The 13,617-nt window shown below is 71.6% G+C and carries 12 protein-coding genes; 5 read left to right on the top strand and 7 right to left on the bottom strand.

Going from position 1 to position 13,617, the window contains the following annotated elements; all coding sequences use genetic code 11:
* Nucleotides 1–14: 14 nt before the first annotated feature.
* Nucleotides 15–776, bottom strand: a complete 762-nt coding sequence (locus U5640_RS26590; protein ID WP_340378249.1) for a DeoR/GlpR family DNA-binding transcription regulator — start codon at nt 774–776, stop codon at nt 15–17.
* Between the two features lie 225 nt (nt 777–1,001).
* On the opposite strand from U5640_RS26590, the gene U5640_RS26585 reads away from it, so the two are divergent.
* Entirely contained in the window at nt 1,002–1,979 is a 978-nt protein-coding gene (locus tag U5640_RS26585; RefSeq protein WP_340378248.1) for a YafY family protein, read from the top strand.
* 1 nt (nt 1,980) lies between these two features.
* Here the strand turns inward: U5640_RS26585 and U5640_RS26580 are convergent, their stop codons facing one another.
* Nucleotides 1,981–2,742, bottom strand: coding sequence for a helix-turn-helix domain-containing protein (locus tag U5640_RS26580; RefSeq protein ID WP_340385355.1), 762 nt, complete (start codon nt 2,740–2,742; stop codon nt 1,981–1,983).
* 611 nt (nt 2,743–3,353) lie between these two features.
* Complete coding sequence (locus U5640_RS26575) at nt 3,354–4,349, bottom strand: sigma-70 family RNA polymerase sigma factor (protein WP_067251246.1); 996 nt, start codon at nt 4,347–4,349, stop codon at nt 3,354–3,356.
* A 214-nt stretch (nt 4,350–4,563) separates the two neighbouring features.
* Between U5640_RS26575 and U5640_RS26570 the strand changes: the two genes are divergently transcribed.
* Complete coding sequence (locus tag U5640_RS26570; RefSeq protein ID WP_340378247.1) at nt 4,564–5,106, top strand: N-acetyltransferase family protein; 543 nt, start codon at nt 4,564–4,566, stop codon at nt 5,104–5,106.
* Here the strand turns inward: U5640_RS26570 and U5640_RS26565 are convergent.
* Nucleotides 5,103–6,194 carry an IS630 family transposase gene (locus tag U5640_RS26565; RefSeq protein ID WP_340373790.1) on the bottom strand — a complete coding sequence of 364 codons (1,092 nt, stop codon included), beginning with the start codon at nt 6,192–6,194 and terminating at the stop codon, nt 5,103–5,105. The genes U5640_RS26570 and U5640_RS26565 overlap by 4 nt on opposite strands.
* 158 nt (nt 6,195–6,352) lie before the next feature.
* Nucleotides 6,353–7,138, bottom strand: a complete 786-nt coding sequence (locus U5640_RS26560) for a class III extradiol ring-cleavage dioxygenase (RefSeq protein ID WP_340378246.1) — start codon at nt 7,136–7,138, stop codon at nt 6,353–6,355.
* A gap of 130 nt (nt 7,139–7,268) precedes the next feature.
* On the opposite strand from U5640_RS26560, the gene U5640_RS26555 reads away from it, so the two are divergent.
* Nucleotides 7,269–7,778, top strand: a complete 510-nt coding sequence (locus U5640_RS26555; protein ID WP_340378245.1) for a MarR family transcriptional regulator — start codon at nt 7,269–7,271, stop codon at nt 7,776–7,778.
* A gap of 121 nt (nt 7,779–7,899) precedes the next feature.
* On the opposite strand, the gene U5640_RS26550 is transcribed toward U5640_RS26555, so the two are convergent.
* Together U5640_RS26550 and U5640_RS26545 are read right to left on the bottom strand one after the other, a co-directional pair.
* Nucleotides 7,900–9,432, bottom strand: coding sequence for an MFS transporter (locus U5640_RS26550; RefSeq protein WP_340378244.1), 1,533 nt, complete (start codon nt 9,430–9,432; stop codon nt 7,900–7,902).
* 123 nt (nt 9,433–9,555) lie between these two features.
* Nucleotides 9,556–10,215 (bottom strand): helix-turn-helix domain-containing protein, encoded by a 660-nt coding sequence (locus tag U5640_RS26545; RefSeq protein ID WP_340385353.1) that lies wholly within the window; start codon nt 10,213–10,215, stop codon nt 9,556–9,558.
* 240 nt (nt 10,216–10,455) lie between these two features.
* Between U5640_RS26545 and U5640_RS26540 the strand changes: the two genes are divergently transcribed.
* Complete coding sequence (locus U5640_RS26540) at nt 10,456–11,775, top strand: M6 family metalloprotease domain-containing protein (protein ID WP_340378243.1); 1,320 nt, start codon at nt 10,456–10,458, stop codon at nt 11,773–11,775.
* 164 nt (nt 11,776–11,939) lie between these two features.
* Entirely contained in the window at nt 11,940–13,601 is a 1,662-nt protein-coding gene (locus tag U5640_RS26535) for a helix-turn-helix domain-containing protein (RefSeq protein ID WP_340378242.1), read from the top strand.
* Nucleotides 13,602–13,617: the final 16 nt, after the last annotated feature.

Here is a 13,617-nt window from a genome sequence, read left to right as displayed (position 1 = left end):
CGTGGGGGTGCCGCTCATGCTCGTACCACTTCCGTGCCGCCGCGCTCGATGGCGGCCGCGTCGTCGTCGCTCAGCCCGCTGTCGGTGATCAGCAGGTCCACGTCGCTCAGGTCGCCGAAGCGGGCGAAGTGCTCCTGGCCGTGCTTGGCCGAGTCGGCGAGCAGGACGACCCGGCGCGCCGCGGCGACGGCCGCCCGCTTGACCGCGGCCTCGGCGAGGTCGGGGGTGGTCAGTCCGTGCTCGGTGGAGAAACCGTTGGCCGCCACAAAAAGTACATCAGCCCGGATTTCGCCGTAAGCACGGAGCGCCCAGGCGTCCACGGCGGCGCGCGTACGGTGCCGTACGCGCCCTCCGACGAGGTGGAGCTGCATGCCGGGGTGGTCCGCGAGGCGGGCCGCGACGGGCAGGCTGTGGGTGACGACGGTGAGCTCGGCCTCCAGCGGGAGCGCGGCCGCGAGGCGGGCGACCGTGGTACCCGCATCGAGGATCATCGTCCCCTCGGAGGGCACTTCCGTCAGGGCCGCCTTGGCGATGCGGTCCTTCTCGTCGGCGGAGGTGCCTTCGCGTTCGGCGAGGTCCGGTTCGAAGTCGAGGCGTCCGGCCGGTATGGCACCACCGTGGACCCGGCGCACCAGTCCGGCGCGGTCGAGGGCCTTCAGGTCGCGGCGGATCGTCTCCGCCGTCACCTGGAACTCCTCGGCCAGCGACAGGACGTCCACCCGGCCGCCCTCACGGGCGAGCCGCAGGATCTCCTGCTGCCGCTCCGGTGCGTACATGTCCGCTCGCCTTCCGCCTGCGCTCGACGGCGCCCGATCGACCGTCCGGCCCCTTCCGATTGGTTCCGGATCATGCCCGAACTTGTGGTTTCAAGCCGAGGCTACGCCCGGATTTCCGCAAAGTAAACAGGTTCGGGCTTGATTCGGGCATGAACGGACTTCCTTACCCCAAAGGATCACGAAGTAGGTCGGTTCCCGTCCTACTTCTGCGGCATGCTCGGACGCATGACCACGGACACTCCGGCACGGCTGCTGCAGTTGCTCTCCCTCCTCCAGACGCCCCGCGAGTGGCCCGGCGGTGAGCTGTCCCGGCGGCTCGGCGTGTCCCGGCGCACCGTGCGGCGGGACATCGACCGGCTGCGCGAGCTGGGGTACCCGGTGCAGGCCAGCAAGGGCGCGGACGGCGGGTACCGGCTGGTCGCGGGCAAGGCGATGCCACCGCTGGTGCTGGACGACGAGGAGGCCGTGGCGATCGCGGTCGGACTGCGGGCGGGCGCGGGGCACGCGGTGGAGGGCGTGGACGAGGCGTCCGTACGGGCCCTGGCCAAGCTGGAGCAGGTGCTGCCCGCCCGCCTGCGCCGCCGCGTCACCACGCTCCAGGCCGCGACCACCCCACTGACCAGCGGGGACGGGGCGACCATCGCGCCGGAGACGCTGACCGTGATGGCCTCCACGGTCGCCGGGCACGAGCGGCTGCGGTTCGCGTACCAGGCGAAGGACGGCACGGAGTCGCGGCGGCTGACCGAGCCGTACCGGCTGGTGTCGACGGGGCGGCGCTGGTACCTCGTGGCGTACGACGTCGACCGGGCCGACTGGCGGACCTTCCGGGTGGACCGGGTGAGCGAGCCGTTCGCGACCGGGGCCCGGTTCACGCCCCGGGAGCTGCCGGAGGGGGACGCGGCGCGGTACCTGCGGCGGTCCCTGCAGGGGCAGGCGCCCGAGTACGCGTTCGACGTCACCTTCGCGGAGCCGCCCGAGGCCGTCGCGGCGCGGCTGCCGGCCTGGATGGGCCGGCCGGAGCAGGACGGTGCGGGCGGGAGCCGGCTGCGCGGGACGACGGCCGATCCGGTGGAGTGGCTGGCGCTGCGACTCGCGATGCTGGGGTACGAGTTCGCGGTGCGGGAGCCCCGGGAACTGGTGGAGTGCGTACGGGAGTTGGGGGCGCGGTTGGGGCGCGCGGGAGGTGCCGGGGGCGCGCGTTGAGTCAGGTGCGCTCCGGTTCCCAGGCGAACCCCCTCAGCGCCTCCAGGTTGCGCAGCGCCAGCGCCGCCGGGCCGTCCGGGGCGGTGGCGGGGGTGTCGTTCGCGGCCCAGCTCTGTACGGCGACCCGGACCGCGGCGCTCACTACGGCGGCGCCGAAACGCAGATGCGGCGTGACCCCGGCGTTCCCGACGGCGCCCGCCCCGACGGCGCCCGCCCCTACGCCGGCCGTACCGACCCCACCCTCCCCGACACCGCCCGTCCCGCCACCTCCCGTACCGGCATCACCCGTCCCGGCGTCCCCCATCCCGGCGTCCCCCATCCCGGCGTCACTCGCCCTACCCTCACCCGTAGGCCGTTGCGCCCCGGTGAGCCGCTCCGCCAGCACCCGTGCCAGTGACTCCTCCGATGCCTGGCAGACCTCCGCCCAGACCTTCCCGAGGGCGGGCACGGCCTCCGCCAGGCGGATCAGGGTGCGGACCCCTTCCCAGGAGGCGGCCGAGACGCCCCGGCCCGGGACGAGGGTGTGGTGGACGGCGTGGGCGAGCGCGTCGGGCAGCGGGAGGGCGGGCGGGGCCTCGCGGACCGCTTCGACCCAGCGCTGGGCGCCCGCCGCGTAGAGGGGGGCGACGGCCTCTTCCTTGGTGGCGCAGTAGCGGTAGAAGGTGCGCGGGGCGATGCCGGCGGCCTGGGCGATGTCCTCGGCGCGGGTGGCCTTGAGGCCATGGGCGACGAAGAGGCCCGCCGCGGCCCTGGCGATCTCCATCCGGGTCGCCGCCTTGCGCCGCTCGGTCAGGGAGGCCGTGGCGGGGGTGGAGCTGGTCACGCTCGGCAGGCTATGCCCATGTGGCACAATCTGCCATCCGGGCGGGGCACCCCGTGGTTCAGGTACGGGGTGACCCGCCCACCTCGGCATCGGCGGCCCACCTCGGCACCGGCAAGGCCCGGGCCTGCACCGGCCGGCGTGGACCGGCGGACAAGGGCGAGCCGGGCCCGGCGCCCGGGGGAAGGCGCCGAAGCCCGGCTCGGGGAAAGTCCCGGCGCCGGGGGGATGGTGCGTCGGGACGTGGTTCCAGGGAAGCGGGACGGGTGGCTCGCAGGTCTCGAACTTCCGTGCCCTGAAGTCTTGTTCCCCGGTCCCCGGCCTTGAAGCGGCGTTGTATCGCCATGTTCGCGCGGGCGGGCCCGCCCCGCACACGCGGTCCGCGGCCACCCCTCACACGTGACCGAGGACCACCTGGCGCGCGCGACCGCACGCGGCCCGGGACCACCAGCGCACGCCGGACGGGACCACAGGCGCACGCGGGGCGGGACCGCGTACCCCAGGGTGTCCCGAGGACGCTCGGCGGGGAGCCGTGAGCCGGGAAACCCCCGTGCCTAGGCCGCGGCCTCGAACCCGGTGTCGCGGGCCAGCTTCTTCAGCTCCAGCAGGGCGTGCTTCTCGATCTGGCGGATGCGCTCGCGGGTGAGGCCGTGCTCCTTGCCGACCTCGGTGAGGGTGCGCTCCCGGCCGTCCTCGATGCCGTACCGCATCTTGATGATGGAGGCGGTGCGCGGGTCGAGGCGGTCGATGAGGCCGTCGAGTTCCTCGCTGCGCAGCAGCGTGAGGACCGACTGCTCGGGCGACACCGCCGAGGTGTCCTCCAGGAGATCGCCGAACTGGGTCTCGCCCTCGTCGTCCACCGACATGTTCAGGGACACCGGGTCGCGGGCCCAGTCCAGGACGTCCGTGACACGCTCCGGGGTGGAGCCGAGCTCCGCGGCGATCTCCTGGGGCTCGGGTTCGCGGCCGTGCTCGCGGTTGAACTCGCGCTGGACGCGGCGGATCCGGCCGAGCTCCTCCACCAGGTGGACGGGCAGGCGGATCGTGCGCGACTGGTCGGCGATCGAACGGGTGATGGCCTGGCGGATCCACCAGGTGGCGTACGTCGAGAACTTGAAGCCCTTGCGGTAGTCGAACTTCTCCACCGCGCGGACCAGTCCGGCGTTGCCCTCCTGGATCAGGTCGAGCAGGGGAAGACCGCTGCGCGGGTAGCGGCGGGCGACGGCGACGACCAGACGGAGGTTGGAGCGGATGAAGACGTCCTTGGCGCGCTCGCTCTCGGCGACCAGGGCCTCCAGTTCCTCACGGGTGGCGTCCGCGCGGGACTCCTCGTACCCGTCGAGGACCTGTCGCGCGAACACACCCGCCTCGATGATCTGGGACAGCTCGACTTCCTTGGCGGCGTCGAGCAGCGGTGTGCGCGCGATCTCGTCGAGGTACATGCCGACCAGGTCGCGGTCGGCGATCTCGCCGCCATGGGCGCGAACACTGCTTGCCGCGCCGGTCCGGCCACTGGCGGACTGACGACGGGCGACGGCACGGGTTGCCATGCGTGCTCCCTTGCGATGGTGGGGTCAGCGGGTGGTCCGTGGACACCGGGCACTCGCTCAGTGGTCCCGGGACTCGCTTCGGGACTCTGCTCGTGTGCCCTGCATCCGATGGAAACAACGACTGGAATCAGGACAGAATTCCCAACCGGCACCCCGGATTTTCTGATCATGCAGTACCCTGTCCGGCCATTGGCGGGCCACACGGGGAGAAGCGATGGCGTCCGAGCACGCAGAGGTGCAGGTCAGGCCAGGAGTCGAGGGGGACCTCGGGGCCCTCACCGGCCTCTACAACCACTACGTGCGTGAGACGCCCATCACATTCGATACCGCGGTCTTCACTCCGGAAGAGCGCCGTCCCTGGCTGCTCTCCCACCCTGAAGACGGCCCCTACCGGCTGAAGGTTGCCGCGGACGCGGACTCACAGGAGATTCTGGGGTACGCCACATCCAGCCCTTACAGACCGAAGGCCGCCTACTCGACCTCGGTGGAGGTAACCGTCTACGTGGCCCCGCACGCCGGGGGCCGCGGGATCGGCACACTGCTCTACAAGGCGCTCTTCGAGGCGCTCGCCGGAGAGGATCTGCACCGGGCGTACGCGGGGATCGCGCAGCCGAACGAAGCGTCCACGCGGCTGCATGAACGCTTCGGTTTCCGGCATGTGGGCACCTACCGCGAGGTGGGCCGCAAGTTCGGCCGCTACTGGGACGTGGCCTGGTACGAGAAGGAGCTGCCGGGATCCTGGGGGACGGGCTCCTAGTGTCCTGAGTCTTTGATTCGATTCAGATATCCGGTGAGGCGTTCGAAGATCTCGTCAGCGGTCTTCGTCCAGACGAAGGGCCTCGGGTTGTCGTTCCAGTCGGCGATCCAGGCCCGGATGTCCTTCTCCAAGGCTTGGACGTTCCTGTGGACGCCACGCCGTATCTGCTTGTCCGTCAGCAGTGCGAACCAGCGCTCCACCTGGTTGAGCCAGGACGAGCTGGTCGGGGTGAAGTGCATGTGGAACCGGGGATGGGCCAGCAGCCACTTCTGGATCGCGGGCGTCTTGTGGGTGGCGTAGTTGTCGCAGATCAGGTGGACGTCGAGATGGTCTGGGACCTCCTTGTCCAGCTTGGCCAGGAACTTCTTGAACTCCACCGCGCGGTGCCGGCGGTGGAGCGAGCTGATGACCTCGCCGGTGGCCGCGTTCAGGGCGGCGAACAGGGTCGTCACGCCGCCGCGCAAGTAGTCGTGGGTGCGGCGCTCGGGCATGCCCGGCATCATCGGCAGCACCGGCGCCGACCGGTCCAGCGCCTGGATCTGTGACTTCTCGTCCACGCACAGGACGATGGCCCGCTCGGGCGGGTCCAGGTACAGGCCGACAACGTCGCGGACCTTCTCGATGAACTGCGGGTCCTTGGACAGCTTGAAGGTGTCCACCAGGTGTGGTTTGAGGCCGAAGGTCCGCCAGATCCGCGAGACGGTGGACTGGCTCAGGCCGCTGGCCGCGGCCATGTCCCGTGTCGACCAGTGCGTGGCGTTCTTCGGAGTGGTCTCCAGGGTCCGCACGACCACCTCCTCGACTTTCTCGTCGCTCACCGTGCGGGGCGGGCCGGGCCGCGGCTCGTCCGACAGACCCTGGAGCCGGTCGGCCGCGAACCGCTTACGCCACTTGGCCACCGTGACCGGGTGGACCCCAAGCTCCATTCCCACCGCGGTGTTCGAGCCGCCATCAGCACACGCGAGTACGATCCGGCACCTCAACGCCAGAGCCTGCGAGGACGTTGCCCGCCGTGACCAGCGCAGCAGCGTCTCTCGCTCCTCATCCGTCAGAACCACCTCGACCGTCGGCCGACCCATACGCGCCATGAGCCCAGCCTACTTCTGTATCGAAATAAAGACTCATGACACTAGAAGCGTCCTGAAGATCTTGAAATCGCGCCCGACTTGCACCGGTTCATAGTGATTGACATTTACTGGCAATCCGGGGCGAGTCAGGCGGCCGGAGCAAGATCTTCATCAGACTCCTAACCGAACTGCACCGACCGCTTGGCCAGCCCCATCCAGAACCCGTCGATCACCGACCGCTGCACGTCCAGTTCACCGGAGACCTCGGCGGCGCCCATGGTCACGAAGAGCGGGGCGAAGTGCTCGGTGCGGGGGTGGGCGTAGCGGCCGGCCGGGGCCTTGTGGAGGAAGTCCAGCAGGGAGTCCCAGTCGCGGGCCTCCATCGCGCGCCGGCCCCAGTCGTCGAACTCCACGGACCAGGAGGGAATGCCGCCCTGCCGCAGGGCGGCGAGGTTGTGGGTGAAGAAGCCGGAGCCGACGATCAGGACGCCCTCGTCGCGCAGGGGGGCCAGCTTGCGGCCGATCTCCATGAGGCGGACGGGGTCGAGGGTCGGCATCGAGACCTGGAGGACGGGGATGTCGGCGGCCGGGAACATCTCGACGAGCGGGACGTACGCGCCGTGGTCGAGGCCGCGGTCGGGGATGTCCTGGACGGGGATTCCGGGGGCGCGCAGCAACTTGCGCACGCTCTCGGCGAGCTCCGGTGCGCCGGGTGCGTCGTACTTCACTTTGTAGTAGTGCTCGGGGAAGCCCCAGAAGTCGTAGACCAGGGGTACGGGTTCGACGGCGCCGAGGGCGAGGGGGGCCTCCTCCCAGTGGGCGGAGATCATCAGGATCGCCTTGGGGCGGGGCAGGCCCGCGGACCAGGCGGCGAGTTCACCCGGCCAGATCGGGTCGTCCGCGAGCGGCGGCGCGCCATGGCTGAGGTACAGGGCGGGCATGCGCTCCTGAGTGGCGGCGGACATGACGGCGGCTCCTTCCGGTTCCCGGTCGACTCCCTTCCGGAGCCGTTGCTTGAAATCTAAAACGTCAACGTCCGACAGCATATTCCCAGTTGGTTTAAATTTCAAGGAGCGTGCGCTTACAGTGGACTACATGAACACCGCATCCACTTCCGCTGAAGAGCCCCGATGGCTCACCGACGAAGAACAGATCGTCTGGCGCTCCTACGTCCACGCGAGCATGCTGCTCGAGGACCACATGGACCGGCAGCTCCAGCGGGACGCGGGGATGCCCCACATCTACTACGGCCTTCTGGTCAAACTCGCCGATTCGCCCGCGCGCAGGCTGCGGATGACCGAGCTCGCCATGCACGCGAAGATCACCCGCTCGCGGCTCTCGCACGCCGTCGCCCGGCTGGAGAAGAGCGGCTGGGTACGGCGTGAGGACTGCCCCTCCGACAAGCGCGGGCAGTTCGCCGTGATCACCGAGGAGGGGATCGACGTGCTGCGACGGGCGGCGCCGGGGCATGTCACGGCCGTACGCAACGCGGTGTTCGACCGGCTCAGCGGAGAACAGCAGAAGGCCCTCGGCGAGATCATGCTGATCATCGCCGAGGGCCTTCAGCCGGACGAGGCGGGGGCCGACCTTCCCTGGCTCCGTTAGGAACGCCGGTCGGTGCCGTGCTCCGGGTGCGGCGCCGTCGTGGCGTGTCGCGCCCATGCGGCGGGGCCGGGCAGCGACACGGCCGCGGCCCCGCGCCCCCTCGGGGGCGCTGCCGCTTGCGTCAGTGGGCCACCACCGGGATCTGGACCGCGTCCTCCGCGTCCGTCGCGCCCTCGCCCGTCGCCGGGCCCAGTTCCGGCTTGCCGGCGGTGATGAGGGTCAGCGCGATCGCGGCGGCGGCGACCAGGATGCCCACGGCGAACCAGATGGCGCTGGTGTAGCCGTGCACCATGCCCTCCAGCTGGACCAGCTGCTGCTGGGGCCGGGAGGCGGCGCCCGCGATGTGGTCCTTGATGTACGACGTCGTCGCGGACGCGGCGATCGTGTTCAGCAGGGCGGTGCCGATCGCGCCGCCCACCTGCTGCGAGGTGTTGACCATCGCGGAGGCGACACCCGCGTCACGCGGTTCGATGCCGTACGTGGCCAGGGACATCGCCGGCATGAACGCCGTACCCATGCCGAGGCCGAGCAGCAGCATCGCTGGCAGCAGGACGGCCGCGTAGGAGGAGCCGATCTCCAGGCGGGTCAGCAGCAGCATGCCGAGCGCGGCGACCAGGAAGCCCGGACCCATCAGCAGGCGCGGGGCGACCCGGGTCATCAGTCGGGTACCGATCTGGGTGGAGCCGGTGATCATGCCCGCGATCATCGGCAGGAACGCGAAGCCGGTCTTGACCGGGGAGTAGCCCTTGACGACCTGCAGGTAGTAGGTCAGGAACAGGAACAGGCCGAACATCGCGATGATGGCGAGGCCGAGGGAGAGGTAGACACCGCCGCGGTTGCGCTCGGTGATCACGCGCAGGGGAAGCAGCGGGGCCTTGACCTTCGCCTCGACGATCACGAAGGCGAGGAGCAGCACACCGGAGGCGACGAACATCGCGACGGTCAGGGAGTCGCTCCAGCCCTCGGACTCGGCGCGGGTGAAGCCGTAGACCAGGGAGACCAGGCCCAGGGTGGACAGGATGACGCCGGGGATGTCGAGGGAGGAGCGGTTGCGGCCGCCCTCGGGCTCACGGATGACGAAGTACGCGCCGGCCGCGGCGACGATCGCGAACGGGATGTTGACGAAGAAGGTCCAGCGCCAGTCGAGGTACTCGGTGAGGAAGCCGCCGAGGATCAGGCCGACCGCGCCACCGCCGCCGGCGATCGCGCCGTAGATGCCGAAGGCCTTGGCGCGCTCCTTGGCGTCGGTGAACATCACCGCGAGCAGGGAGAGCGCGGCGGGCGCGAGGAGCGCGCCGAAGGCGCCCTGGAGCGCGCGGGCGCCGAACATCATGGCCTCGTTGGTGGCGGCGCCGCCGAGCGCGGAGGCCGCGGCGAAGCCGGCGAGACCGGTGACGAAGGCGCGCTTGCGGCCCCACAGGTCGGCGATACGGCCGCCGAAGAGCAGCAGTCCACCGAAGGCGAGGGCGTAGGCGGTGACGATCCACTGCCGGTTGCCGTCGGAGATGCCGAGATCCTGCTGGGCGGAGGGCATCGCGATGTTCACGATGGTGGCGTCGAGCACGACCATCAGCTGGGCTATGGCGATGAAGGCCAGGGCTTTCCAGCGGTTGGCGTCCGGGACGCCGGGGGCCTTGAGGGCTGTTTCGGACATGGAGGTACCCACTTCGGAACTTCGTGACGGAAAAAAGTTGGGAAGAGCTGAAAAATTGCGAGGTGAGGGAGCGGCTCGTCCACGGTGACGGCCGCCGGAGCACCGGCTGGTTACGGGTCGGGGTCAGGCCTGACGGAGGTCCTCCATGGTCATGGCGGTGCCCGGCAGTACGGAGGGCGCCGGGGCCCGCAGTCCGTCCAGGAGCATCTGGAGGTGGCGGTGGACGAAACGGTCGGCACTCAGGCAGCCCGTGCCGGCCGGGGGCCGACTGAGCTGGGCCACGGCGATCATCACGTCGCCGACGCCGACGTCGTGCCGTAGCTGTCCCGCGGCCTTGGCGCGGTCCATGACCTCCTCGATGATCCGCTCCACGCGCAGGCGGGCGGATTCCAGGTCGGGGTGGTGCTGGTCGAAGGTGCTGGAGACCATCGGGCACAGCGCGCTGACCCGCTCGTCGGCGGAGGCGTGCACGAAACGCTCCAGTGCCGCGAAAGCGTCCCCGGACTCGGCGAGGGCGGCCTGGCCGGCCAGGACCGTGCGGTCCAGGACGGAGCAGACGACCTCGCGGACCAGGGCGTCGCGGTCGGGGAAGTGGCGGTACACCGTGGCGTTGCCGACGCCGGCCCGGCGGGCGATGTCGTCGAGCGGTACGTCGGGACCGAGCTCGGTGAACATCTCGCGGGCGGCGGTGACGATCCGCTCCCGGTTGCGCAGGGCGTCGGCCCGGGGGCGGGGCGCCTTGCGCGTGGCGGGCTGCGCCGAGGTCGCGGTCGCGGTCTGCACGGCGTACTCCTCGAAGCTGGGGCGGGGCGATCCGGGGAAGCTCTCCCCGTTTCGCTCGGACACCTGACTAAACGGGGAAGCGATCCCCGGTTATTTCCCCCCGCCGCAACTTTTCTTCGTGACCTGGATCACATGCACACGATCGGTCGTTCCCAGCGCGCGCCCGCCCGTCCCGCGTCACAGGGTGAGCGAAAGGGAGCAGCCGGTGACCGGGTGGCTGCCCGGAGGGAAAGGCCCCGCATGCAGCCGCACCCCGCGCGCACCGCGCCGGAACCCCTCCGCCGCCGGATACGCCCGCGCCGCGCCGCCGTCCTCGCCTCCGTGACCGCGCTGACCTTCGCGGTCAGCACCTCGGCCGGCACCGGCCGCCTCGACCCCGGCCTCTCCCTCGGGCCGACCCGGGCCGGGGCGGGCCCGATCTCGCTGGGCCGTACCGTGGGCCTCGCCCCGTGCATGATCAGAAGCGGCCCCTCCGTGCAGATGTCCGAGGGCCTGCCGACCCCCGGCGGCTACGCCCGATCCACCGGCACCGTCCGCGCCCTCACCCTGATGGTCGACTTCTCCGACGCGCCGGGCCGGGGCACCGCGCTGGACCGCTACCACGAGTTCTTCCCGCAGACCGAGGAATGGTTCCGCACCGCGTCCTACGGCCGTCTCGACTACCGCTCCGAGACCCCGATCCGGCACTGGCTGCGGATGCCGAAGACGTTCCGGGCGTACGGCATAGAACGCGGCGCGCCCTTCGACCCCGGCTACCGCCGCCTCGTCCAGGACATCGTGGCCGCCGCCGACCCGAGCGTCGACTTCCGCTCGTACGACCTGCTGAACGTGCTGGTCACCCCGAACGCGGGCCCCTCCGCGCTGGACACGGTCCTGTCGGTGACGTTCGCCGGGAACACCGAGGCACCGGTCGCCGACGGGGTGACCGTCGCCAACGCGTCCTTCGTCTACTCCCGCCAGGACGACGGCTCCGGCTCCTACGGCCGCACCGGCTACCGGGTCCTGCCGCACGAGAACGGGCACGTCTTCGGGCTGCCCGACCTCTACACCCAGGACGGCGGGGGCGCGGTCGGGCACTGGGACATCATGAGCGAGGACTGGGGGGCCAACAACGACCTGCTCGGCTGGCACAAGTGGAAGCTGGGCTGGCTGGACGCGCAGCAGATCGCCTGTTCCGCGGTGCGCGGGTCGGCGGAGTACCGGCTGACCCCGCTGTGGCGGACCGGCGGCCCGAAGCTGGTGTTCGTACCCGTCGACGCGCGCACCGGTTACGCCGTCGAGCTGCGCACCCGCGGCGGCAACGACGAGACGGTGTGCCGGCCCGGCGTGCTCGTCTACAAGGTGGACGCCGGGATCGACACCGGCATGGGGCCGGTGACCGTGTACGACTCGGCCGAGGACAGCGGGGGCTGCACCCGCAGCCCGAACGTCCACGCGGAACTCTCCGACGCGCCCTACGCACCCGGTGAGTCCTTCACCGACACCCAGCGGGGCATCCGGATCTCGGTGACGGGCGCGGACCTGAAGGGGGACTACCGGGTGCGGGTCACCCGGCGGTGACGGAGGTGGTGGGGGCGGGGCGAAGGCGGTGGGGGCCGTGACGGCGGTGGTGGGGGCGGGGGCGGTGAGGGGTAAGAGCAAGGTCGTAGGACCGCAGGCCGTGAGCCGTGTGCCGTGAGGCCGCATTACCGTAGGGCTGCCCAGATCCCCGTACGGGAGAGCCGATGCCCGCGAAGACGACCACCATCCCCGGCCCCGAGGCGGGCGCGCCCACGGAGGCCGTGGTGCCGCTGATGCGCGGGGTGGCCGTGCTGCGGCAGCTGACGGCGGCGGGCGGGGCGATGCGGCTGAGCGAGCTGGAGCGGGCCACCGGGCTGGCCCGCTCCACGGTGGACCGCATCGTCGCGACCCTGGTGCGCATGGGGTACGCCCGGCTGGAGGGCCGGGAGGCGATCCTCACCCCGCGCGTCATGGAGCTGGGCAACGCCTGTCTGGCCGCGCTCCGGCTGCCCGCGCTGCTGGGCGCACGGGCCGACGCGCTCGCCGACGAGCTCGACGAGTCGGTGTCCCTGGCCGTCGCCGACCGGGACGGCATCCGTTTCATCCACCAGGCGACCCGCCGCCGCGCGATGTCCCTGAGCTTCCGCATCGGCGATCTGCTGCCCGCCGAACGCACCGCGCCGGGCCCGCTGTTCGCCGCCGAGTGGACGGACGCCGACTGGGAGCGGTGGCGCGAGCGGCGGGCGGCGGACCCGCAGGACCGGTCCTTCACCGCCGTACCGGCCGCCCCGCACCGGACGCTGGACGAGGACTTCGTACGACGGGCCGAGCGGGCGGCCGAGGAGGGCTGGTCCCTCGACGACCAGCTGATCGAGCCGGGGCTGGTGGCCGTGTCCGTGCCGGTGCGGGCGCCGGGCACGGGGCAGGTCGTGTGCGTCGCGAACGTCGTCAGCCACACCAGCCGGCACACGGCGGCCGACCTGCGCGACACCCTGCTGCCCCGGCTGCGCACGGCGGTCGTGGCGATGGAGGACGAGCTGCGGCGGGCACCGGCGCCCCGTCCGGGGCCGCCGCCCGCCGGGCTCGCGCTGTGGACGGGCGCGTCCAAGCAGGAGCTGGGCCGGGAGTTCATCGAGTCCCTGGCGCGCGGGCTGACCGTCCTCACCGCGTTCGGCGAGGGCCGGGCCGAGCTGACGCTGACGGAGGTCGCCAAGTCGACGGGGCTGGCCCGGGCCACCGCCCGCCGCGCCCTCATCACCTACGAGCACCTGGGTCTGGTGGGACCCGGCCGCCCCAGACAGACCTTCGCGCTCACCCCGCGCGTCCTCTCCCTCGGCTTCCCGCCCCTGTCCCGTACGACGCTCCCCCGCATCGCGACCCCGCACCTCGCGGCGCTCGCGGAACGGGTCCACGAGTCGACGGCGCTCGCGGTCCTCACCGAAGGGGGCGACGAGATCCAGTACACGGCCGGGGTGGCCGCGCACCACCGGATGAGCGTGGACGTGGACGTGACCGTGGGCGCCCGGCGCCCGGCCGGTCTGACGGCGGCGGGCCGGGTACTGACGGGGCGGTACGGGGGCGGCGTCGGCGGGTATGCGGGCGGCGGCGCCGGGGGCGGGTTCGCGTCCGGTGACTCCGAGGGCGGCTCCGGAGGCGGGTTCGCCTTCGTGGACGAGGAGCTGGAGCAGGGGCTGCGGTCGGTCGCGGTTCCGGTACGGGACCGGACGGGCCGCGTCGTCGCCGCACTCGGGATCGCCACCCACACGGCACGGCGGACGGCCGAGGAGTGCGTCCGCGACCTGGTCCCGGAACTGACGGCGACCGCCGCGCTCGTGGAGACGGATCTGCGGGTGGCCGCCCGCTTCACGCGGGTTCCGCTGTCCTGAGGCGACGCGCGTTCAG

It is taken from the genome of Streptomyces sp. SS7 (genome assembly GCF_037993025.1).
Lineage (GTDB): Bacteria > Actinomycetota > Actinomycetes > Streptomycetales > Streptomycetaceae > Streptomyces.
The sequence above is the reverse complement of the archived record's forward strand: the minus strand, read 5'-3'. Positions and strand labels throughout refer to the sequence as shown.